Origin of the sequence: Bacillus sp. SIMBA_008 (genome assembly GCF_046535495.1) — a bacterium.
Lineage (GTDB): Bacteria > Bacillota > Bacilli > Bacillales > Bacillaceae > Bacillus > Bacillus subtilis.
Genome location: NZ_JAWRWL010000616.1, coordinates 1 through 264, shown reverse-complemented (window position 1 = coordinate 264; position 264 = coordinate 1). Strand labels below are relative to the sequence as shown.

General features: G+C 65.2%; 1 protein-coding gene. It reads left to right on the top strand.

The features are described from left to right. On the top strand, nucleotides 1-264 hold a 264-nt coding region (locus SB658_RS24660; protein ID WP_410603021.1), incomplete at both ends, for a hypothetical protein.

Below are 264 nucleotides of genomic sequence, written 5' to 3'. Positions count from 1 at the left end.
CCTACTGGCTCAACCCGCTGCGGTACCGCGACTTCTTCTGGGCCTGGGCCTGCCGCCTGTTCGTGACGATGTCGATCCTCACGGTGTCGACCTATCTGCTGTTCTTCATCATCGATCGGCTCGGCGTGCCGAAGGAGCAGGCATCCGGCGTCTTCGCCACGGTGCTCATCGCCTTCACGCTCACCAGCATCCTCACCACCGTCGTGTTCGGCTGGATCTCCGACCGGACGGGCCGGCGCAAGGCGATCGTCTGGGTGTCGGCGC